We start from the raw sequence: 21,762 nt of genomic DNA, 5'->3' as shown, positions 1-21,762 counted from the left end.
GGTAGCGCGGCCGGGCCCGTATGCGCGCGCCCGTAGCGGGTAACCGATACCCCAGCCGGGCCGGCGCGGTGCCGTCAGTCGCGCTGGTGGCGCAGCCGCGCGGAGACCCAGCGGGCCCGGCGGCGCAGGATGTGCGGGATGCCGAGACGAGCGTCCAGTGCCACGTCCCGGGGGCCGCCGGCCCTCTCGGGAGGCGGCGCCGTGGCCGAGCGGCGGTTGCGTGCGGCGTCAACATGGTCGTGCGTCCAGCCCATACCCCGACGTGTGCCCGGGGCCCATGGTCGGTAACCGCCTGGCGGACGGCCAATTGGCCTATGCGCCAGGCATTTGGCCGATCGTAGGACGACCGTTTCCGGGCGTCTTCCGTGGCTTCCGGCGGGCGGACCGGCCGCACGGCCCGCGGGCCTGCGGAGCTCAGCGGTCCGGTTCGGGGTCCTTGAGCCAGTTGACGAGTTCCGACGAGAAGGCCAACGGGTCCTCCTCGTGCGGGAAATGGCCGAGACCGTCGAACAGCCGCCAGCGGTACGGGGCCTCGACGTACTCGCCCGACCCCGCCGCGCTGCGGGTGCGCATCACCGGATCGGCGGAGCCGTGCAGGTGCAGCGTCGGCACCCGCACGGGTCGCTTCATGCGCCGGTTGAACTGCAGACCGTCAGGGCGCGCCAGCGAACGGACCATCCAGCGGTACGGCTCGATCGAGCAGTGCGCCGTCGACGGGATCGTCATCGCCCGCCGGTACACGTCGATCGTCGCGTCGTCCGGCACGCGGGCGCCGGACCAGTCCCGGATCAGCTCCCCGACGTGCGCCGCGTCGTCCGCGGCGAGGCGCCGCTCGGGCAGCCACGGCCGCTGGAAGCCCCACACGTACGACCCGGCGCGGGTCTGCGCGGGGTCCGAGAGCATCGCGGAGCGCCACCGCCGCGGGTGCGGCATCGACGAGACGACCAGGCGGCGCACCAGCTTGGGGCGCATCACCGCGGCCGTCCACGCCAGGTACCCGCCCAGGTCGTGGCCGACGAGCGCCGCGTCGGGCTCGCCCAGGGACCGCACGACGCCCGTGATGTCGAGCGCGAGGTTCGCCGGGTCGTAGCCGCGGGGCGTGCGGTCGCTGCCGCCGACGCCCCGCAGGTCCATGGCCACGGCCCGGAACCCGGCGTCGGCGAGCGCGGTCATCTGGTGCCGCCACGTCCACCAGAACTGCGGGAAGCCGTGCAGGAGCAGCACGAGCGGGCCGTCGCCCAGCTCCGCGATGTGGAATCGGGCCCCGTTCGCGGCGACGTGACGGTGGGTCCAGGGGCCGTCGATCCGTACGGGGCCGGGGTCGGGGGTACCGCTACTGCTGTCAGGGACCGTCATGCGGACGAGCGTGCCACAGCCGCGGACTTCTCCTGGACCACGGGGGGAGCGGTCCGCGGGTGCGGCTTGACGTTCTGGAGCACGGCGGCGGTCCGCTTCATGGACGCGGCGGTCTTCTGGGGGCCCTTGCCGCGCTTGGCCTTCTTCGCGAAGGCGGCGCCGACCAGCGCCAGCAGGGCGGCGATCACGACGTTCACGCCGAAGGACAGCAGGAAGCAGAGGGACAGGTGCCAGTCCGTCCAGGCGTGGAAGCCGTACGCCAGCGCGAAGCTCAGCATCGGCAGCGAGAAGATCAGTACCAGCCCGGCAGCCGAGAAGCCCAGGCCGCTGACGGCGCCGCGCTTGACGTCCTGCCGCAGCTGGGCCTTGGCCAGGGCGATCTCGTCGTGCACGAGCGCCGACATCTCGGCGGTCGCGGAGGCGACCAGCCGGCCGAGGCTGTGCTCTGCGTCGTTCCCGGCGATACCGGTCCTCCCGGCGGGGTCGCTCATCGTGTCGCTCCCTCTCTCCTGTACGGTCCGACCTCAGATCATGCCGGACGGTCGCCGTTCCCGCGCGGTGCCCCCGCTTCTTCGGCCCGGCGGCGGTGTTCCGCGGCCTTCCGCTCGTAGATGGCCGCCAGGCGCAGGTGGTGCTCCGGGTCGTCCACCTCGTACACGTCGGGGATGCCGCTGAGGTCCTCGTCGCGCTCCTCCGCCTCGACCAGGTCCCGGTACCGGCGGACGCGGAGCTTGAGCAGGACGGACGCGAGCACCGCGGCGATCAGGGAGCCGATGAGGACCGCGGCCTTCACCTCGTCGGTGAGCGCGGCGTCACCCTCGAACGCCAGCTCGCCGATGAGTAGCGAGACGGTGAAGCCGATGCCGGCGAGGGAGGCCACGGCGAAGAGGTCGGCCCAGGCGAGGTCCTCGTTCAGCTCGGCCCGGGTGAAGCGGGCGGTCAGCCAGGTGCCACCGAAGATGCCGACCGTCTTGCCCACCACCAGGCCGAGGACGACGCCCAGCGTCTCGGGTCGGGTGAACACGTCGCCGAGGGCGCCTCCGGACACCGCCACACCGGCGGAGAACAGGGCGAACACCGGCACCGCGAAACCGGCCGACAGCGGACGCACCAGGTGCTCGATGTGCTCGCCGGGGGAGTGCTCCTCGCCCTCGCGGCGCGTGCAGCGCAGCATCAGGCCCATGGCGACGCCGGCGATGGTGGCGTGGATGCCGCTGTTGTACATGAGGGCCCAGATCACCAGGGCCAGCGGCACGTACACGTACCAGCCGCGGACGTTCGAGCGCAGCAGGAACCAGAAGAGGACGAGCCCGGCGACGGCGCCGCCGAGCGCCGCGAAGTTCAGGTCGCCGGTGAAGAAGACCGCGATGATCAGGATGGCGAAGAGGTCGTCGACGACGGCGAGCGTGAGGAGGAAGGCGCGCAGCGCGGACGGCAGCGACGTGCCGATGACGGCCAGCACGGCGAGCGCGAAGGCGATGTCGGTGGCGGTGGGGACGGCCCAGCCGCCCAGCGAGCCGTCGCCCAGGACGTTGACCACGACGTAGACGAGGGCCGGCGCGATCATCCCGCAGAGCGCGGCGACGACGGGGAGCGCCGCGGCGCGGGGGTCGCGCAGCTCGCCGGCGACGAGCTCGCGCTTGAGTTCGATGCCCGCGACGAAGAAGAAGATCGCCAACAGTCCGTCGGCGGCCCAGTGCTGGAGGGAGAGGTCCAGCCCCAGCGACGCCGGCCCTATGTGGAACTCGCGGGCGGTCTCGTAGGCGGCGCTGAAGGGGGAGTTCGCCCAGACGAGTGCGGCGATGGCGGCCACCAGGAGGAGGACGCCGCCGACGGTCTCGGCGCGCAGCGCGTCGGCCACGAACGTCCGCTCGGGGAGCGGCAGCCGGTCGAGGAACCGGCGCGTGGCGGAGGCGGTGGTGTTGGTGGTGCCGGTGTTACCGGTGGGGTTGGGCTTCTCGGGCGCGGCCACGGTGCGGGGACCTCCGGGGGTGGGCGGACATGGCAAACACGTGCCGACCAGACTTCCCGGCGCCCCATTCGATTCTTGTTGATCTTTGTCGCATCTCCGATGCGACGGCCACCCTACAGGGAGGCTGCCGGAACTTATCCGATGATCCTCACCTTAAGTGCAAAAAGGACACCCGGCGACGGTGCGCCGGGTGTCCTCCCGGGGTCTCCGTGCCGTCCGGGTCAGTCCTCGCTCGGGGCGGCGGGCAGCTTGGCCTGGATCAGGTCCATGACGGACGAGTCCGTGAGCGTCGTGACGTCACCCAGCTGGCGGTTCTCCGCGACGTCACGCAGCAGACGGCGCATGATCTTGCCGGAGCGGGTCTTGGGCAGTTCCGCGACCGGCAGGATGCGCTGGGGCTTGGCGATCGGGCCGAGTGTGGCACCCACGTGGTTGCGCAGCTCCGCGACGAGATCGTCGCCGCCCGTCTCCGCCTCGGCGGCCGCCGTGCCCCGCAGAATCACGAACGCCACGATGGCCTGCCCCGTCGTCTGGTCGGCCGCGCCGACGACGGCCGCCTCGGCGACCTTCGGGTGCGAGACGAGTGCCGACTCGACCTCGGTGGTGGAGATGTTGTGGCCGGACACCAGCATCACGTCGTCGACGCGGCCGAGCAGCCAGATGTCGCCGTCGTCGTCCTTCTTGGCGCCGTCGCCCGCGAAGTACCGCCCCTCGAAACGCGACCAGTACGTGTCGATGAAGCGCTGGTCGTCGCCCCAGATGGTGCGCAGCATCGACGGCCAGGGCCCGGTCAGGACCAGGTAGCCGCCACCGCCGTCGGGGACCTCGTTCGCCTCGTCGTCCACGACCGTCGCCGCGATGCCGGGCAGCGCGCGCTGCGCGGAACCGGGCTTCGTCTCCGTCACGCCGGGCAGCGGGGAGATCATCATCGCGCCGGTCTCGGTCTGCCACCAGGTGTCGACGATCGGGCAGCGGCCGCCGCCGATGTGCTCCCGGTACCAGATCCACGCCTCCGGGTTGATCGGCTCGCCCACCGAGCCCAGGACGCGCAGGCTGGACAGGTCGAACTTGGCGGGGATGTCGTCGCCCCACTTCATGAACGTGCGGATGGCGGTCGGCGCCGTGTAGAGGATCGTGACGCCGTACTTCTGCACGATCTCCCAGAACCGTCCCTGGTGCGGGGTGTCCGGGGTGCCCTCGTACATGACCTGCGTCGCCCCGTTGGCGAGCGGGCCGTAGACGATGTACGAGTGGCCGGTGACCCAGCCGATGTCTGCCGTGCACCAGTAGACGTCCGTCTCCGGCTTCAGGTCGAAGACCGCGTGGTGCGTGTACGCCGCCTGCGTGAGGTAACCGCCCGAGGTGTGCAGGATGCCCTTCGGCTTCCCCGTCGTGCCGGAGGTGTACAGGATGAACAGCGGGTGCTCGGCATCGAACGCCTCGGGCGTGTGGTCCGCGCTCTGCCGCTGGACGATCTCGTCCCACCAGACGTCACGGCCCTCCGTCCAGGCCACGTCCTGCCCGGTGCGGCGCACGACGAGGACCCGCTCGACGCCCTCCACCCGGGTCAGCGCCTCGTCGACGGCCGGCTTGAGGGCGGACGGCTTGCCGCGCCGGTACCCGCCGTCCGCGGTGATGACCAGCTTGGCGTCGGCGTCCTGGATGCGGGCGGCGATGGCGTCCGCCGAGAAGCCGCCGAACACCACGGAGTGCGCCGCACCGATCCGGGCGCACGCCAGCATCGCGACGGCCGCCTCGGGGATCATCGGCATGTAGACGGCGACACGGTCGCCCTTGCGGACGCCGAGCTCGGTCAGCGCGTGGGCGGCGCGGCTCACCTCGTCCTTGAGCTCCGCGTAGGTGATCGCCCGGCTGTCCCCCGGCTCGCCCTCGAAGTGCAGGGCGACGCGGTCACCGAGACCGGCCTCCACGTGGCGGTCGACGCAGTTGTACGCGACGTTGAGCGTGCCGTCGGCGAACCACTTGGCGAACGGCGGGTTCGACCAGTCGAGCGTCTCGGTGGGCTCGGTGGCCCAGCTGAGCCGGCGTGCCTGCTCGGCCCAGAAGCCGAGCCGGTCCGCCCCCGCCTGCTCGTACGCCGCCGCCGTCACGTTGGCCTGCGCGGCCAGCTCGGCGGGCGGGGCGAACCTCCGCTCCTCCTTCAACAGGTTGGCCAGGCTCTCGTTGCTCACGACATCTCCCATTCCCAGGGCGTCCGATGTGTCCCGGCCCATAGCTCACCAGTCCGGTGCCCGGGTGACAAGGGTTTCCCGGGGATTGGTTTAGACCTCTGCGGCCGATGGTGAGCAGGGGGCGGGCGGACGGACGGTGCGGTCTTGTGACCCCTTCCCCCGCAGGCTCCCGAACGCACCGGGCCGGGGCACCGGGCGACGGGGCCACCCACCACCACGGCGCCGCACGGCCCCCGGTTCACCGGCGGCCTCGGAGGAGAAGCAAGCGGCGCCACGTCGCCGGGAGACCCGTGGTGCGTCGGCCTTCCCCGGGCGACCGGCCTTCCCCCCCGGGCGGCCGGCCTTCCGTCGGCCCGCCGGTCTTCCCCGGGGGGCGGCCGGCCCCCAGCCGACGAACCGGCGCGCGCGGCCCCAGTCCCTGCGTGCCCGTGCGGACATCGGCGCCCGCGTGGGGTGCCGGACGGCGCTCCTTCCTCCGGGGGCCGCCCCCTGGGGCGGGAGCCCGCTCCATGAGAGGGCAGCCCGCCCCTCTGCGGCCGGAGCCGGCGCTCACTGCGGTCGGGGGCTCGCCTGCTGCGGCGGGAGCCTGCCCCCTGCCGCAGCGGCCCGCCCGTGCGGCAGGGGCCCGCACGCGGCTCGCCCCGTGCGGCCGGAGCCCGCACTCGCCGAGACGGGACCCTGTTACGGGCACCCGCCCCCTGCACCAGGGGTCAGGCCCCCTCCGGTGGGACCACACCCCTCCCGTTGGGTGCCCGCTCTACCGTCAGGCCCTGGCCTCGGCGTGTCGGGACGGGCTCCCGTCGGACGGGCCTCCGTCGGACCGCTTCCCGTCGAGGGGCGACACGGGGTGGAAGACGTCCCCCGCGCCGTCCCGTCTCAGCAGGTACGCCTGCGCCTCGCCGACGTGGAAGTACATCCCCTGGAGCTGCAACGACCCGTCGGCGAGACGCCGGGCCACCGCGTCGTGCCGCTTCAGGTGCTCCAGCTGCTGCACCACATTGGTCAGACACAGTTGCTCCACCGCGTCGGCCGGGAGCCGCCCCGACAGGCGTGGCCGTGACCGGCCCCCGCTTCGCCCCCGCTCCAGGCTCGGCTGCCCGTGCCGCAGCCACCGCCCCAACGGCGTCTGTGGCTCCCGGGTGCCTGACGGGGTGTCGAGCGTGGTGTCCGGGACGGCGCTCAGCAGGGCCTGCATGGCACCGCAACCGGAGTGCCCGCACACGGTGACCGACCGGACCTGCAGCACGTCCACGGCGTACTCGATCGCGGCGGCGACCGAGTCGTCACCGCTCTCCGCGCCGGGCAGCGGCACGAGGTTGCCGACGTTCCGCACGGTGAACAGGTCGCCTGGCCCACTCGCGGTGATCATGCTGGTCACCAGGCGGGAGTCCGCGCAGGTGAGGAAGAGCTGCGAGGGACTCTGCCCCTCGCGGGCCAGCCGCGCGAGCTCGTCCCGCACGTGCGGCGCGGTGTTGCGCTGGAACGAGCTGAGCCCGCGCGCCAGCTGGTGCCCCGTCGTCCGGCCGCGCTCCGCCGGGTGCCCGCCGCAGTGATGGTTGCGCCAGGGGGTCCAGGGCCGGCAGCACGTGTGCGTGCCCGCCGCCGGCTCCGCGATGCGCGTCCCGGCGCGGCCTGTCAGCTCCACCTCCCCGCCGTGCGCGAGGTGCGACATCTGCCAGTCGTGCAGTGTCTCGTAGGCGGCGTGGTCCATGAAGGACCCGTCCAGTTCGATGAGGACCCGCGCGTCGCCCGGGATCTGGTGCAGCGTCCGGCTCAGCCGGGGCACGGCCAGGAAAGTCAACTGGCCCCGTACCCGCACGTGCTCCGTACCGTCCCGCTGCTCCCGGGTGATCCGCGTCCTCGCCAGCCGGTGGAGGGCCACCCCGGTCGCCACCAGGATGCCGAGGGCGACACCCTGGAGGATCCCGACCAGGACGACCCCCGTCACGGTCGCCGCGTACACCAGCATCTCCCGGTGCCGGGTGACGCTGCGGATGTGGGTGATGCTGACCATCTGGATGCCGACCGCCATGACCAGCGCGGCCAGCGCGGGCAGCGGGATCAGGTCCAGCACCGGTACGAGCAGGAACGCGGCGAGCAGGACCCACACGCCGTGCATGACGGTGGAGTTGCGGCTGACGGCGCCCGCCGACACGTTGGCCACGCTCCGCACGGCCACGCCCGCCACGGGCAGCCCGCCCAGGGCCCCGGAGACGATGTTGGCCGCACCCTGGCCCGCCAGCTCGCGGTCGAGATCCGAGCGGGGCACCCGTGCCGTGGGGTTCTTGCGCGCCGCGACCAGCTTGTCGACCGCCACGGCCGACAGCAACGACTGCACGCTGGTGACCAGCGTGATGGTCAGGACGCCCGCGAGGACGCCGAGGACAGGGCCGTCCGGGATGCCCGGGAGGGCGTGGCTGCTCCAGGACGGCAGATCCACCCGGGGTACGCCGAGTCCGGCGGTCAGGGCCAGCGCGCTGGCCGCGGCGACCGAGGCCAGCGCGGCGGGCACCTTCCGGGCGATCCGTCCGCCCCGCCCGGGCAGCCGCGGCCACAGGAGCAGGACGACGATCGTGAGGGCGCTCACCGACAGGGCGGCGAGGTGCGGGTCGGCGAGCTGCCCCGGCAGCCCCAGGACGTTGTCCACGGCCGAGCTCTGCGGCGTGCCCCCGAGGACGATGTGCAGCTGGGCCAGGGCGATCGTCACGCCGATGCCGGCGAGCATCCCGTGCACGATGGCGGGGGAGACGGCGAGTGCCGACCGCGCCACGCGCAGCGTCGACAAGGCGAGTTGGGTGAGGCCGGCGAGGGCGGTGATGGCGCAGGTGGTCCGCCAGCCGTAACGCTGGATCAGCTCGGCCGTCACCACGGTCAGTCCGGCGGCGGGTCCGCTCACCTGGAGGGGGGCCCCGCCCAGGAGTCCGACGACGATGCCGCCGATCGCTGCGGCCACGAGGCCGGCCTGCAGGGGGGCTCCCGTGGCCAGGGCGATGCCGAGTGAGAGGGGCAGTGCGATCAGGAAGACGGCGATCGAGGCGGACACGTCGCACCCCGCCACCCGGAAGCGCCGCCCGCCCGGTGGTGGACTGTGCTCCCGGGGGAAGCGCCGGGTCCCGTCGGCGGGGCCGGGGTCGTCCGTGCGCTGGGGCGTGCAAGAGCTCATGGTCCCGCCTCCTCTGAAGAGTGTGGTCGCTGCGTCACGATGTGTGACATCGGCATCGTCCGGGCACCGGGACGCTGGCCCGACCGCCGGGGAAAGTGCCGACAAACGAGGGTCGAATCGAGAGATTGCCAACTCTCGGTAAATGGATCGTAATGCAGAGTAAAGATTGAGGCATTACTTTCCCGGCAAATGGGGCAGTGAATCACCCGCAGAGGTGATTAATCGTTCTATCGCGGCTCGTCGTGCCGCCCGCTTACGGATCGTGATGCGACGTTGACGGCGCTCGCACACAACCCGGAAGCACAGAAGGGTGGGCCGATGACGGCTGTCAGGAAGAGGATCACCGTCGGTGCCGTCGCGGCGGCGCTGGTCGCCGGGCTGGCGGGATGCGGAGGCTCCGGCGACCCCGCCCCCGGCCCCGGAGCGGGGGGCCCCGAGAAGGCCGGCGCCCCTCCGAAGAACCCCGTCCGGCTGATCGGCGACGGCTCCACGGCGTACACCGGCGCCCAGCCCGGGCTGGCCAAGCCGCAGCGGCTTCAGTCCGGCAGCCGGCCCCCGCAGTTCGTCGTCTTCTCCTGGGACGGGGCCGGTGAGGACAGCCAGAAGCTCTTCTCCCACTTCCGCCGTGTCGGCAAGGAGCACGGCGCGACGATGACGTACTTCCTCAGCGGGGTCTACCTGCTGCCGGAGGGGAAGTCCACGCTCTACAACCCGCCGGGCCACGCCCCGGGCCGCTCGGACATCGGCTTCAACGACACGGAGGGGATCCGCGACACCGTCCGCGAGCTGCGCGCCGCCTGGCTGGAGGGCAACGAGGTCGGCACGCACTTCAACGGCCACTTCTGCGGCCCCGAGCGCGGCGTCGGGACCTGGTCCGTCGAGGACTGGAAGAGCGAGATCCAGCAGGCCAAGTCCTTCGTGAAGAACTGGCGGACGAACGCCGGGCTCGCCGGTGAGAAACCGCTGCCCTTCGACTACGACAAGGAGCTCATCGGCGCCCGCACCCCCTGCCTCGAAGGCCGTGAGAACTTCAAGAAGGCCGCGAGCCAACTCGGCTGGCGCTACGACACCAGCGGCGTCAACGACCAGGTGTGGCCCAAGAAGGACGGGAAGCTGTGGGACCTGTCCATGCAGCTCGTGCCCGTCCCCGGACGGGACTTCGAGACGCTCTCCATGGACTACAACTTCATGGTCAACCAGTCCGGGACCAGCAAGGGCGACCCCTCCATGCACCGCTACTGGGGCAACCAGATGCGGGACGGGTTGATCCAGGCATTCAACCGCTCCTACCAGGGCAACCGCGCGCCGCTGATCATCGGCAACCACTTCGAGTCCTGGAACGGCGGCACGTACATGCGCGCCATTGAAGAAACGATTGCTCACGTCTGCACCAAGCCCGAGGTGCGCTGCGTGTCGTTCCGACAGCTCGCCGACTGGCTCGACGTGCAGGACCCGACCGTCCTCGCCAAGCTCCGGACGCTGAAGGTCGGGCAGGCCCCGGCCGAGGGCTGGGCCCGTTTCCTCACCGCACGGCCCGCGAGCGCGTCCCCGACGCCGGCGTCGGCCCGCGGCGGATCCGGGGCCGACGCCCCGGCCCGCGTGTCGGCGGTGTCCGGCGCCCGTCGCGACGGCTAGACGGACTGGGGCAACGCCGCGGGACGGGATGCCGCTTCCGACAGGACGAAGTCCGGATCGACCTGCGCCGCAAGATCGGCGCCCGTCTTGGCGTTGCCCCAGCTCTCCGCGTTCCTGAGGTGGAAGTGCACCATCTGGCGGGTGTACCGGTCCCAGTCGCGGTGGGCGTACGTGGCGTCGGCGGCCTCCCGCAGGGCGCGCAGGGCCGCCCGGTTCTCCGGCTCCAGCGCGTCGAAGGGGCCGGCCCGCCCCTTCTCCATGGCGCGCACCCAGTCGGAGTGCCCCACCGTCACCAGCAGGTCGTCGCCGACCTCGTCGCGCAGGAAGTCGACGTCGTCCCGGCTCTGCACCTTGTTCCCGACGACCCGCAGGGCGACGCCGAAGTCCCGCGCGTACTCCTTGTACTGGCGGTAGACGGAGACGCCCCTGCGGGTCGGCTCGGCCACCAGGAACGTCATGTCGAAACGGGTGAACAGGCCGGAGGCGAACGAGTCGGAGCCCGCCGTCATGTCGACCACCACGTACTCGTCCGGCCCGTCGACGAGGTGGTTCAGGTACAACTCCACCGCGCCGACCTTCGAGTGGTAGCAGGCCACCCCGAGGTCGGCCTCGGTGAACGTCCCCGTCACCATGAGCCTCACCTCGCCGCCGTCCAGCCGCAGCGGACGTGCGCACGTCTCGTGGACGGGGTTGTCCTCGCGGATGCGCAGCAGCCGGGAACCCTCGCCAGGCGGGGTCGTTTTGATCATCGCGTCGACGGAGGCGATCCGGGGGTTGCTGCCCCGGAGGTACTGCTTGATCGACGGCAGGTGCGCCCCCATCGCGGGCAGCGCGGCGGCCTCGTCCTCGTCGAGGCCGAGCGCGGGGCCCAGGTGCTGGTTGATGTCGGCGTCCACCGCGACCACGGGGGCCGCGGCGTTTGCCAGGTGGCGGATGAAGAGCGAGGACAGCGTCGTCTTGCCGCTGCCGCCCTTACCAACGAAAGCGATCTTCATGTTCACCTAGGGTAGTGGGTCGATCGCGCCGCGTCGGCGATCCGTATGAGTAACGCCACTCGGAGTGGGGCAGTGACGCGGGTGCGCGTTAGCCTCGCTCCTTATGAGTACGCATGCCGCCGACCCTCTGGCCGCCCTCGCCGCCCTGCCGGGCGTCCCCGAGGCGGTCGACTCCGTGCGCCAGGCCGTCGACCGGGTCTACGGCCACCGTGTGATGCGGCGTCGCAGCAACGAGATCTCCTCGGAGGCGGCACTGCGCGGCGCGCGCGGTTCGGCTGCTCTCGCGGGCGCCGACTGGGCGTTGGAGGAGGTCCGCCGACGCAGCGACTTCAGCGCGGACGCCGAGGCCCGGACCGTCGGTGCGGCCCTGCGGCTCGGTGTCGAAGTGGGCCAGCTGCTGTCCATCTGGCGGCAGTCGCCCCTGCGCGTCCTGGCGCGACTGCACCTGGTGGCGGCGGGCGAGTCCGCCGACTCCGTCGGGCGGCCCAGGCAGCGGGGCGAAGCGGTTGACGAGCCGTTGATCGAGGCACCGCTGCCCGACGCGGAAGAGGTCGCCGCCCGACTGGACGGCCTCTCCGACCTGATTGTCGCCGGCAGCTCGGCGCCGGCCCTCGTCACGGCCTCCATCGTGCACGGGGAGCTGCTGGCGCTGCGGCCCTTCACCACGTACAGCGGTCTGGTGGCCCGGGCGGCCGAGCGTCTCGTGCTCGTCGGCAGCGGCCTCGACCCGAAGGCGATCTGCCCGGCCGAGGTGGGCCATGCCGAGCTGGGGCGCGCCGTGTACGCCGCGGCCTTCGAGGGCTATCTGTCCGGCACGCCGGAGGGTATGGCGCGCTGGATCTCCCACTGCGGGCGGGCGGTGGAGCTCGGCGTCCGCGAGTCGACGGCGGTCTGCGAGGCCCTCCAGCGCGGCGCCGCCTGACACGGTCTCCGTCGACCCGGGCAGGGCGCGCTTCCCCGTCGGGACCGGGTGGGACACGGCTCTCCGGTGGGTCGGGCGGGACGGGGCGTCCGTCGGGCCGGAGCTCGGCCGGGACGGGTCGACTCCCGCTGACCAGGCCCGGGCCAGGTCTCCACACAGGGTTGCGGCGGTACCGGATCCGGTACCGCCGCTGGCACCTCCGCCGAGTTACCATGCGTCCTCGAAATGTGCCCATCAGGCGGGGAACTCTGCCCTACGCCTGGTGTGGCTGGCCCGTAATCGACGGGTCGACGTCGCGTGGGTGCTCGGCCTCGGTGCGTTCGGTCCGTGGGGCCTTCTTGCTCAACAGGTGATCCTCTCGGATGCCTTGGTCTCGCGGGCCGTAATTCCTTTGTACTCCCGAGACCCGCGTTGGGGAAGCCCTGACCGGAGTTCTTTACTTTTCCCTTCAAACAGGGGCGAATCCGGTCCTGGTGACCGACGCGGTCGCCGCCGTCGCGGTGGTCGTCGTGACCGTCCGCGGGGCGGCCGTCTGGCGGCGCCGGCTTGCATACCAGACGAACCCGGCCGTCGCGGCGGCCGCGCCGATCGCCGCGGCCACGACCAGGGCGGGGCGTGGCGGCATCCGGAACGCGGGCAGCCGCTGCTTGAGGCGCACAGGGCGGTTGAAGACGAGAATCGGCCATTCTCGTGCCACGGCCTCCCGGCGCAACGCGCGGTCGGGGTTGACCGCGTGCGGATGCCCCACGGCCTCCAGCATCGGCAGGTCCGTGGCCGAGTCGCTGTACGCCCAGCACCGGGACAGGTCGTACCCCTCCGAGGCGGCCAGTTCCCGGACGGCCTCCGCCTTGGTCGGTCCGTACGCGTAGTACTCCACTTCCCCCGTGAAGCAGCCGTCCTCGCCGACGACCATCCGCGTCGCGACGACGCGGTCCGCGCCGAGCAGCTCGCCGATCGGCTCCACGACCTCGGCGCCGGAGGTCGAGACGATCACCACGTCCCGGCCGGCGGCGTGGTGCTCCTCGATGAGTGAGGCGGCCTCGTCGTAGATGATCGGGTCGATCAGCTCGTGCAGCGTCTGCGCGACCAGATCCTTGACCTGCTGCACGTTCCATCCCTTGCAGAGCCTGGAGAGGTACGCGCGCATGCGCTCCATCTGGTCGTGGTCGGCGCCGCCCGCGAGGAAGACGAACTGGGTGTACGCGGTGCGCAGGGCGGCACGGCGGTTGATCAGTCCTCCTTGGTAGAAGGACCGGCTGAAGGTCAACGTCGACGACTTGGCAATGACCGTCTTGTCCAGGTCGAAGAAGGCTGCGGCGCGGGGCAAGGAGTGGTTTTCCACGAGCCCGAGCATAGGTGCCCGCCATTCGGCGTACGCTGGGGCGTGTGGGTTTGCCTGAGAAGGCTCTCGGGTACACCATGGAAGTCACGGATCGTTCGCGACCGTGCTACCCCGGACCGGCTCCTCCCCCCCCGAGTCGGCCGGAGAAGACGACCCCCGCTCTCCCCCCCGGCGGGGGTCGTCGCATGTCCGGAGGGGTTTTCGCGTGTCGACCCCCCGCGTTCTCATCCGTCTTCACTCCCTTCGCCGCCAGACGGCATCGGACTGAGCCGGCCCCTCTTCGTCACTCAGGGTAGCTGAATCGCTGCTCAGTGGAAGTCGCTGGTATGGGCGACCGGGATATTCACAAGCGGGGGCTTGTCCACAGTTTTCAAGCAAGATCCACATTATTTCCCGAAGCGCGCCACGGTGAATCCGACCGCGAAGCCGCGACCTGGGAATCACCGATCTCCCGTCGTGCCGACGCGGCACACGAGCCGGCGCCGACGCGCGCCGATCGACGCCGCAGCGGCCGCGTTCAGACACGCGGGGCGCGGCGAGGACACGGCGCCGGACAGGCGCGGGGGAAGACGAGGGGGCGCACAGACCATGACGGGACCCACGACACACGATCGGGCAGCGACCGGCGCGGGGCGCCGGGCCGAACCGCTGATCGTGACCGAGGACGCCGAGCTCCTCGACGACCTGCTGAGACTGTGCGCCGCAGCCGGCGCCCAGGCGGAGGTACACCACGGGCCTCCGGAACGCAGGGCGGTATGGGACGCCGCGCCGCTCGTCCTCGTCGGCGACGACGCGGCGGCACGCTGCCGGGGCGCCGCGCGCAGACGGGGAGTGCTCCTCGTCGGACGGGACCAGGACGACCCGGACGTGTGGCGGCGAGCCGTGGAGATCGGGGCGGACAGCGTCCTGCGCCTGCCGGACGCGGAAAGCTGGCTCGTCGACCGGATCGCCGACGTCGTGGAAGGGGTCGGACGGCAGGCCCTGACGGTCGGCGTCATCGGTGGCCGGGGCGGCGCGGGGGCTTCCACCCTGGCGTGCGCGCTGGCCGTCGCCGCAGCCCGGGGCGGGCGCCGGACGATGCTCGTCGACGGCGACCCGCTCGGCGGTGGGCTCGACGTCCTCCTCGGCGGCGAGCGCGAGCGAGGACTCCGGTGGCCGGATTTCGCCGCCTCGCAGGGGCGGGTCGCCGGAGCCGCACTGGAGGAGTCGCTGCCGTCACTGCACGGACTGCGGCTCCTCAGCTGGGACCGCGGCGACACCGTCGCGGTCCCGCCCGAGGCCATGCGCTCCGTCCTCGCGGCGGCGCGCAGATGTGGCGGCGTCGTGGTGGTCGACCTGCCCCGCCGGGTCGACGACGCCACGGTCGAGGCGCTCGCCCAGCTCGACATGGGCCTGCTCGTCGTGCCCGGTGAGCTGAGGGCGGTCGCCGCGGCCAAACGGGTGGCGGCCATGGCCGGCATGGTCCTCGACGACCTGCGGTTGGTCGTGCGCGGCCCGTACGCAGCCGGGGTCGACGAGGCGTGGATCGCCCGCGTCCTCGACCTGCCGCTCGCCGGGGAAGTGCCCGTCGAACCGCGCCTCCTCGCCTCACTGGACGGGGGCGCCCCGCCGGGGGCCAGCGCCTCCGGCCCGCTCGGCCGGTTCTGCGCCGCCTTCTGGGACCGCGCGTTCGCCGGGGAGGCCCGGGCGTGACGGCGGGGCTGTTGGAAGCGGTCCGGCAGCGGCTGGCCGCGAGCGGCACGGAACCGACACCGGCTGGTGTGGCGGCGGCACTGCGGGCCCAGGGCAGGCTCCTCGGTGACGCACAAGTGCTCGGGGCCGCCGAGGAGCTGCGCTGCGAGCTGGTGGGCACGGGACCCCTGGAACCCCTCCTCGCCGACCCGGCTGTGACCGACGTGCTGGTGTCCGCACCCGACCGGGTGTGGGTGGACCGCGGCGACGGACTCGAACTCTCCGGCGTCTCCTTCTCCGACGCGGCGGCCGTGCGCCGGCTCGCCCAACGCCTAGCGGCCGTCGCCGGACGACGGCTCGACGACGCCCGCCCTTGGGTCGACGCCCGGTTGCCGGACGGCACCCGCATGCACGCCGTGCTGCCGCCGGTCGCCGTCGGCTCGACGTGCCTGTCACTGCGCGCCGTACGGCCGCGCGCCTTCTCGCTCGCCGAGCTCACCTGTGCCGGGACGGTACCGCCGGGCGGTGACCACCTGCTGCGGGCGCTCGTGGAGAACCGGGTCTCCTACCTCGTCAGCGGCGGCACGGGCACCGGCAAGACGACGCTGCTGGCGGCATTGCTGAGCCTCGTGGGAGAGCGCGAGCGGATCGTCCTGGCCGAGGACTCGTCGGAGTTGCGCCCCGACCACCCCCACGTGGTCAGGCTGGAGGCGCGACCACCGAACCAGGAGGGGGCCGGACTGGTGACGCTGCGGGACCTGGTGCGCCAGGCACTGCGGATGCGACCGGACCGGCTCGTCGTGGGCGAGGTGCGGGGAGCCGAAGTGGCCGACCTCCTCGCCGCCCTCAACACCGGCCACGAGGGCGGCTGCGGCACTGTGCACGCCAACACGGCCGGAGACGTACCCGCCCGTCTGGAGGCCCTCGGGACGACCGCCGGGCTGGACCGGGCCGCCCTGCACAGCCAGCTGGCCGCCGGACTGTCTGCCGTCGTACACCTCGTCCGGGAGCCGGGCGGGCAGCGGCGCGTCGCCGAGGTCCACGTTCTCCGGCGCGGCGCCGACGGACTGGTCGTGACGGTACCCGCTCTGCGGTGGGCGCCGGCAGGGTTCGTCGAGGAGCGGGGTTGGGAGCGGTTGCGCGCACTGATCGGAGGTGCGCGGTGGTGACGGCCGCCCCCGTGTACGCGGCGGCGCTGTGCCTGGGCACGGCGGTGTGGCTCCAGGCGGGGCACAGCCGCGGCGCGCGGCGCGGCAGGCTGCTGTTCCCCGGTGGCGCGTGCGCCACGGAACCCACGGCTGCGCGTCGGTGGCCGATCGGGAGGCCATGGTCGCGGCCGGGGCCGGAGTGGTTGTGCCTCCCCGCCGCGGCGGTGCTCGCCCTGCTGGGCGGGTCGCCGCTGCCTCTGCCGGCCGGTGCCGCCGCGGTCCCGCTCGTACGGCGGCGACTCCGGGCGAGGGCGCGCGCCAAGGAGCGCGACCGGCGTACTGACGGAGTGATCGCGCTGTGTGCCGCCGTCGCGGCAGAACTGCGCGCCGGCTGTCAGCCCGCACAGGCCCTGTTGTCCGCGGCCCGGAATACCGGGGAGTCGGGCGCGCAGGAGGCGGCCGTGCTGGCCGCCGCACGGTTCGGCGGCGACGTACCGGACGCGCTGAGACGGGCGGCTGACGCGGACGGGGCGGAGGGGCTGGCCGGACTCGCGGCGTGCTGGCAGGTGGCGGTGGACGGCGGCGCAGGGCTGGCCGCCGGGCTCGACCGGCTGGAGGCCGCACTGCGCGACCAGCGGGAGCAACGGGAACGCCTCCGGGCGGAACTGTCCGGTGCCTGGGCGACCGTCGTCCTGCTCGCGCTGCTGCCCGTGGCCGCCCTCGCCATGGGCGCCGCGCTCGGAGCCCAGCCACTGCGGGTCCTCCTGCACACCCCGGCGGGCTGGGCCTGCCTCCTGACGGGTGGTGCGCTCGAAGCGGTCGGCCTGTGGTGGGCCCGGCGCATCGTCGAGGCGGGTGAGGAACCGTGAGGGCCGACGTCGCGGAGGTTGTCCACCGCCTGTGGACAACCGTGGCGCTCCTGGGCAGTGCTCTGTGCGCCGCGTGGGTGGTGACCCGAGCCCGACGCACCGTGCGGGCCCGCCGACGGCTGGCCGTCCTGGTGCCGACACGCCCCGCGAGACCCCGCGCAGCGCGGTGGCCCGCCGGACGCGCCCGGCAGGCCCGCCCCCCATGGATGGCCCCGGTGGCGGCCCTCGCCACCGGATGGGCGCTGGTCGGAGGGGTCACGGGCTGCGCGTTCGGGGCTGCCGCGGCCTTTGGCGTCCACCGATGGCAGCAGCGGCCACGCCCGGCCACCGACGACGTGGAAGCGGCGCACCGGCTGCCGCTGGCGGCGGAACTGCTGGCCGCCTGCCTGTCGGCCGGCGCAGGACCCCGCGAAGCCGCCGAAGCGGTGAGCCGCTCGATGGGCGGCCCCCTCGGCGAACGCCTCGGACGGACAGCCGCCGAACTGGCACTGGGCGGCGACCCGGGCGAGGCGTGGAGCCGGATCGGTGACGTGCCGGGGGCCCGGCCGCTGGCCCGCTGCCTGGAGCGCGCCGCGGCGACGGGCGCCCCGGCGGCCGGACCGGTCTCGCGCCTCGCCGCCGGACTGCGGGCCGACCGGGCGCGGGCCGCGGCGGCCCGCGCTCGGCGCACCCAGGTACTGATCACGGCCCCGGTGGGCCTGTGCTTCCTGCCCGCCTTCCTGGCGGTCGGTGTCGCACCGGTCGTCATCGGGCTCGCCGGACGCCTCCTGTGAGGCACCCGCTCCGCACCGGTGCCGGTGCGGGCATGACGACGACGGACGAAGGGAGATCGCCGTGTGGCGACGAATGACGGAGCGGACGAAATGGACCGAGTGGACGAGGCGGCGCTGGTCGGCCGTCCGGGCCGGCGCCCGTGGGGACGCGGGCATGAGCACGGCCGAGTACGCGATGGGGACCATCGCCGCGTGCGCCTTCGCGGCCGTGCTGTACAAGGTCGTCACGAGCGGCGCCGTCTCGGCCGGGCTGCGGTCGGTAATCGAGAGGGCCCTCGATGCGCCCTTCTGAGCCCCCTCCCGTCGGGACCCGCGCTTCCGGCGGACAACGCGTCGCGGCCGGACCTTCCGGTGGACGCTCCGTCGGGATCCGGCCCGGAACCCGCACGTCCGGGGCCCCCAGCCCCGAGGCGCGCCGGTCCTGTCGGGACGGGCACGGACCGGGGTTCCGTGACGGCCGAGGCGGCTCTGGCCATGCCCGCCCTGGTCGTCTTCACCCTGACCCTGCTGTGGGGGATCGTCGCGGGGGCCGCGCAGATCCAGTGCGTGGACGCGGCCCGCGCGGGTGCCCGGGCGGCGGCCCGGTCGGAGCCGGAACAGTCGGTGCTGGCAACCGCCCGCGCCTCGGCTCCACAGGGGGCGGACGTGGTGCTGCAACGGGACGGGGAGCTCTGGCGGGTGCGGGTGGAGGCCCCTGCGCCCGGTCCGGCCTCCTGGGCGATGACCCTCCGCGCCGAGGCGGCCGCCTTGGCGGAGGACACGCTGGCCGGCCCCGTGACGGCCGCTCCCACCCGGAGCGTGCCGCACTGACCCGTGGTGGCGACCGGGGTTCCGCCAGTGTGTGGGCGGCCCTGGTGGCGGGAGCGCTGTGCGTCGTCTTCGCGGCGGTACTGGCGCTGGGCCAGGCCGTGGCCGCCCGGCACCGGGCCGGCGGAGCCGCTGATCTGGCGGCCCTCGCAGCGGCCGACCGGGCGTCGCGGGGCGCCGACGAGGCGTGTCGCGTGGCCGTGCGGGTCGCCCGCGCGCAGCGCGCCGAAGTGCTGCGGTGCGAGGTGCGCGGCGAGATCGCCGAGGTGACGGCCCGAGCGCGGTTCGGCCCGTACGCACCGGAGATCAGGTCCCGGGCCGGCCCTCCGGAGGCGTGGCCGGGCCTGGTGGCCTCTCCTCGTTCGACGGGCTCGACGGTCTCGGTGGACCCACTGGGCTCGGCGAGTGCTCGGGATCGGGCTGGTCCTCCGGGGGAGCCGCCTGATTCGGCGGGTCCTCCGGGGCGGCCCGCAGCAGCTCGGTGAGCAGACGCACCGCACCGCGCTTGTGGAGGGGTTCGTTGCCGTTGCCGCACTTGGGTGACTGGATGCAGGACGGGCAGCCCGCCTCGCACTCGCAGGACGCGATCGCCTCGCGGGTCGCGCCGAGCCACGCCCGGGCGGTGTGGAAGGCACGCTCGGCGAAGCCGGCCCCGCCCGGATGCCCGTCGTACACGAAGACCGTGGGCAGCAGCGTGTCCGGGTGCAGGGGGACCGAGACACCCCCGATGTCCCAGCGGTCGCACGTGGCGAAGAGCGGCAGCAGGCCGATCGAGGCGTGCTCGGCAGCGTGCAGGGCCCCGCCGAGCTGCTCGGGGTTCACGCGGGCCGCGTCGAGCTGATCCTCGGTGACCGTCCACCACACGGCCCGGGTGCGCAGGGTGCGCGGCGGGAGGTCGAGCTTCGTCTCACCGAGCACCTCGCCGGTGATGACCCGACGGCGGAGGAAGGAGACCACCTGGTTGGTGACCTCGACGGAGCCGTAGCAGAGCCGGCCGTCACCCCACGGGAGCTGGGTGTCGGTCCCCAGGACGGAGATGGAGGTGGTGTCGCGGGCGGTGGTGGAGTACGGGGGATCGGCCTCCTCGACGAGCGCGACCGAGTCCTTCAGGTCGAGGTGCCGCACGAGGTACGTGCGGCCCTGGTGGAGGTGGACGGCGCCCTCGTGGACGGTGGTGTGGGCGGCCGCCGCGTCGACGGTGCCGAGGAGGCGGCCGGTACCGGCTTCCACGATCCGCACGGGGGTGCCGCCCGCGCCCCGGATGTCGGCGAGGTCGGCCGCCCGCTCACGGCGGGTCCAGTACCAGCCGGACGCCCGGCGGCGCAGCAGACCGGCGCCCTCCAGCTGGGGCAGCAGGCCGGGGGCGGACGGTCCGAACAGTTCCAGGTCGCCGTCGGTCAGCGGGACCTCCGCCGCCGCCGCGCACAGATGGGGGGCGAGCACGTACGGGTTGTCCGGGTCGAGGACGGTCGACTCCACCGGTTGTCGGAACAGGGCCTCCGGATGGTGGACGAGATAGGTGTCGAGCGGGTCGTCACGGGCGACGAGCACGGCCAGGGCGCCCTCGCCGGACCGTCCGGCGCGCCCGGCCTGCTGCCACAGGGACGCACGCGTTCCGGGGTAGCCGGCGATGAGGACCGCGTCCAGGCCGGAGACGTCGATGCCGAGCTCCAGGGCGGTGGTCGCGGCCAGACCGAGGAGTTCGCCGGAGTGGAGCGCCTGTTCCAGGGCGCGCCGCTCCTCGGGCAGGTAGCCGCCCCGATAGGCGGCGACCCGGCGGGCGAGGGAGCGGTCCACTTCGGCGAGCCGCTCCTGGGCGATCACCGAGATCAGTTCGGCGCCCCGCCGCGACCGGACGAACGCCACCGAGCGCACGCCCTGCACGGTCAGGTCGGTCAGCAGGTCGGCGGTCTCCGCGGTGGCGGTGCGGCGTACCGGCGCGCCGTGCTCGCCCCGGAGCTCGGTCAACGGTGGCTCCCACAGGGCGAAGACGAGCTCGCCCCGCGGGGAGGCGTCGTCGGCGACCTCCCGCACCGGAAGGCCGGTGAGGCGGCATGCGGCGGCGGCGGGTTCGGCGGCGGTGGCGGAGGCGAGGAGGAAGACCGGCTCGGAGCCGTAGCGGGCGCACAGGCGGCGCAGACGGCGCAGGACCTGCGCGACGTGCGAACCGAAGACACCGCGGTAGGTGTGGCATTCGTCGATGACGACGTAACGCAGGGCGCGCAGGAAGGAGGACCAGCGGGGGTGGGACGGGAGTATGCCCCGGTGCAGCATGTCGGGGTTGGTCAGGACGTAGTTGGCGTACTGGCGGACCCACTCGCGTTCCTCGACCGGTGTGTCGCCGTCGTACACGGCCGGCCGGACGCGGGTGCCGAGCGGGGCGGCGAGCGCCTTCACGGCGCGCCGCTGGTCGGCGGCGAGCGCCTTGGTCGGGGAGAGGTACAGGGCGGTGGCGCCCCGGCCGTTCGCCGCCTCCGAGCCGTCCAGGAGCGCGGACAGGACCGGAGCGAGGTATGCGAGGGACTTGCCGGACGCCGTGCCCGTGGCGATCACGACCGACTCGCCGTCCAGGGCGTGCTCGGCGGCCACCGCCTGGTGCGCCCACGGATGGTCGACACCGGCCAGGTGAATGGCGTTGATCACTTCCGGGCGGATGCGGTCGGGCCACACGGCATGGCGTCCCTCCCTCGGGGGCAGGTGCTCCGTATGAGTGATGCGCGCAGCCCGGTTCGCCCTCGCGGTGAGCCGGTCGAGGACCGTTCCGGGAGAGGGGCGGGCGTCCCCGTTCTCGGGAGGACGACTGGGGCGGTGATTCCTGGCCATCGACACCGAGTGTGTCACCGGCGTGACGGACAATGCTCCCAAGGCGTCGTGCATGGCTGCTGGTAAGTGATTGAATGCCATCGCGGCTGGCGAT

Annotated in this window: 17 protein-coding genes and 1 pseudogene; 9 read left to right on the top strand and 9 right to left on the bottom strand. The window is 73.2% G+C overall.

The window, feature by feature from the left end:
• Window positions 1–74 precede the first annotated feature (74 nt).
• The 6 genes from ACF053_RS09495 to ACF053_RS09470 form a co-directional block, all read right to left on the bottom strand.
• Window positions 75–254, bottom strand: a complete 180-nt coding sequence (locus ACF053_RS09495; protein ID WP_058940840.1) for a hypothetical protein — start codon at window positions 252–254, stop codon at window positions 75–77.
• 160 nt (window positions 255–414) lie between these two features.
• The gene (locus ACF053_RS09490) at window positions 415–1,356 is read right to left on the bottom strand and encodes an alpha/beta fold hydrolase (RefSeq protein WP_391953341.1); all 942 of its coding nucleotides are present in this window, start codon (window positions 1,354–1,356) and stop codon (window positions 415–417) included.
• Entirely contained in the window at window positions 1,353–1,847 is a 495-nt protein-coding gene (locus ACF053_RS09485) for a phage holin family protein (protein ID WP_391953340.1), read from the bottom strand. Before ACF053_RS09485 ends, ACF053_RS09490 begins: the two co-directional genes overlap by 4 nt.
• Window positions 1,848–1,885: 38 nt before the next feature.
• Window positions 1,886–3,241, bottom strand: a complete 1,356-nt coding sequence (nhaA, locus tag ACF053_RS09480) for a Na+/H+ antiporter NhaA (RefSeq protein ID WP_391953688.1) — start codon at window positions 3,239–3,241, stop codon at window positions 1,886–1,888.
• Window positions 3,242–3,549: 308 nt separating this feature from the next.
• Window positions 3,550–5,562: an acetate--CoA ligase gene (acs, locus tag ACF053_RS09475; protein ID WP_391953339.1), complete on the bottom strand. Its 2,013-nt coding sequence runs from the start codon at window positions 5,560–5,562 to the stop codon at window positions 3,550–3,552.
• A gap of 721 nt (window positions 5,563–6,283) precedes the next feature.
• Complete coding sequence (locus ACF053_RS09470; RefSeq protein ID WP_391953338.1) at window positions 6,284–8,683, bottom strand: SulP family inorganic anion transporter; 2,400 nt, start codon at window positions 8,681–8,683, stop codon at window positions 6,284–6,286.
• Between the two features lie 318 nt (window positions 8,684–9,001).
• On the opposite strand from ACF053_RS09470, the gene ACF053_RS09465 reads away from it, so the two are divergent.
• Window positions 9,002–10,318, top strand: coding sequence for a hypothetical protein (locus tag ACF053_RS09465; RefSeq protein ID WP_391953337.1), 1,317 nt, complete (start codon window positions 9,002–9,004; stop codon window positions 10,316–10,318).
• Here the strand turns inward: ACF053_RS09465 and ACF053_RS09460 are convergent.
• Window positions 10,315–11,313 carry an ATP-binding protein gene (locus ACF053_RS09460; protein ID WP_391953336.1) on the bottom strand — a complete coding sequence of 333 codons (999 nt, stop codon included), beginning with the start codon at window positions 11,311–11,313 and terminating at the stop codon, window positions 10,315–10,317. The two genes, ACF053_RS09465 and ACF053_RS09460, sit on opposite strands and share 4 nt — an antisense overlap.
• A gap of 103 nt (window positions 11,314–11,416) precedes the next feature.
• Here ACF053_RS09460 and ACF053_RS09455 point away from each other — a divergent pair, with 103 nt between their 5' ends.
• Window positions 11,417–12,235, top strand: a complete 819-nt coding sequence (locus ACF053_RS09455) for an oxidoreductase (RefSeq protein ID WP_391953335.1) — start codon at window positions 11,417–11,419, stop codon at window positions 12,233–12,235.
• A gap of 448 nt (window positions 12,236–12,683) precedes the next feature.
• Here ACF053_RS09455 and ACF053_RS09450 read toward each other — a convergent pair whose 3' ends face one another.
• Window positions 12,684–13,589, bottom strand: coding sequence for an HAD family hydrolase (locus tag ACF053_RS09450; protein ID WP_391953334.1), 906 nt, complete (start codon window positions 13,587–13,589; stop codon window positions 12,684–12,686).
• Window positions 13,590–14,165: 576 nt separating this feature from the next.
• Between ACF053_RS09450 and ssd the strand changes: the two genes are divergently transcribed.
• The 7 genes and pseudogenes from ssd to ACF053_RS09415 form a co-directional block, all read left to right on the top strand.
• The gene (ssd, locus tag ACF053_RS09445) at window positions 14,166–15,269 is read left to right on the top strand and encodes a septum site-determining protein Ssd (protein ID WP_391953333.1); all 1,104 of its coding nucleotides are present in this window, start codon (window positions 14,166–14,168) and stop codon (window positions 15,267–15,269) included.
• On the top strand, window positions 15,266–16,417 hold the full coding sequence (locus ACF053_RS09440; protein ID WP_391953332.1) for a TadA family conjugal transfer-associated ATPase: 1,152 nt from the start codon (window positions 15,266–15,268) through the stop codon (window positions 16,415–16,417). Before ssd ends, ACF053_RS09440 begins: the two co-directional genes overlap by 4 nt.
• A complete protein-coding gene (locus tag ACF053_RS09435; RefSeq protein WP_391953331.1) occupies window positions 16,411–17,265 on the top strand; it encodes a type II secretion system F family protein in 855 nt (284 codons plus the stop codon). The genes ACF053_RS09440 and ACF053_RS09435 overlap by 7 nt, the downstream gene beginning before the upstream one ends.
• A 215-nt stretch (window positions 17,266–17,480) precedes the next feature.
• A complete protein-coding gene (locus tag ACF053_RS09430) occupies window positions 17,481–18,038 on the top strand; it encodes a type II secretion system F family protein (protein WP_391953330.1) in 558 nt (185 codons plus the stop codon).
• Between the two features lie 73 nt (window positions 18,039–18,111).
• Window positions 18,112–18,330 carry a DUF4244 domain-containing protein gene (locus ACF053_RS09425; protein ID WP_391953687.1) on the top strand — a complete coding sequence of 73 codons (219 nt, stop codon included), beginning with the start codon at window positions 18,112–18,114 and terminating at the stop codon, window positions 18,328–18,330.
• A 158-nt stretch (window positions 18,331–18,488) separates the two neighbouring features.
• Complete coding sequence (locus tag ACF053_RS09420; RefSeq protein ID WP_391953329.1) at window positions 18,489–18,848, top strand: TadE family type IV pilus minor pilin; 360 nt, start codon at window positions 18,489–18,491, stop codon at window positions 18,846–18,848.
• A 29-nt stretch (window positions 18,849–18,877) separates the two neighbouring features.
• Window positions 18,878–19,111: pseudogene (locus ACF053_RS09415) on the top strand (Rv3654c family TadE-like protein); the annotation flags it as partial.
• 40 nt (window positions 19,112–19,151) lie between these two features.
• Here the strand turns inward: ACF053_RS09415 and ACF053_RS09410 are convergent.
• Window positions 19,152–21,749: a DEAD/DEAH box helicase gene (locus ACF053_RS09410; RefSeq protein WP_391953328.1), complete on the bottom strand. Its 2,598-nt coding sequence runs from the start codon at window positions 21,747–21,749 to the stop codon at window positions 19,152–19,154.
• Window positions 21,750–21,762 lie beyond the last annotated feature (13 nt).

The organism is Streptomyces kanasensis (genome assembly GCF_043077165.1).
GTDB classification, from domain to species: domain Bacteria; phylum Actinomycetota; class Actinomycetes; order Streptomycetales; family Streptomycetaceae; genus Streptomyces; species Streptomyces changanensis.
Note: the sequence above shows the minus strand (reverse complement) of the source record. Positions and strands in the feature narration are given on the sequence as shown.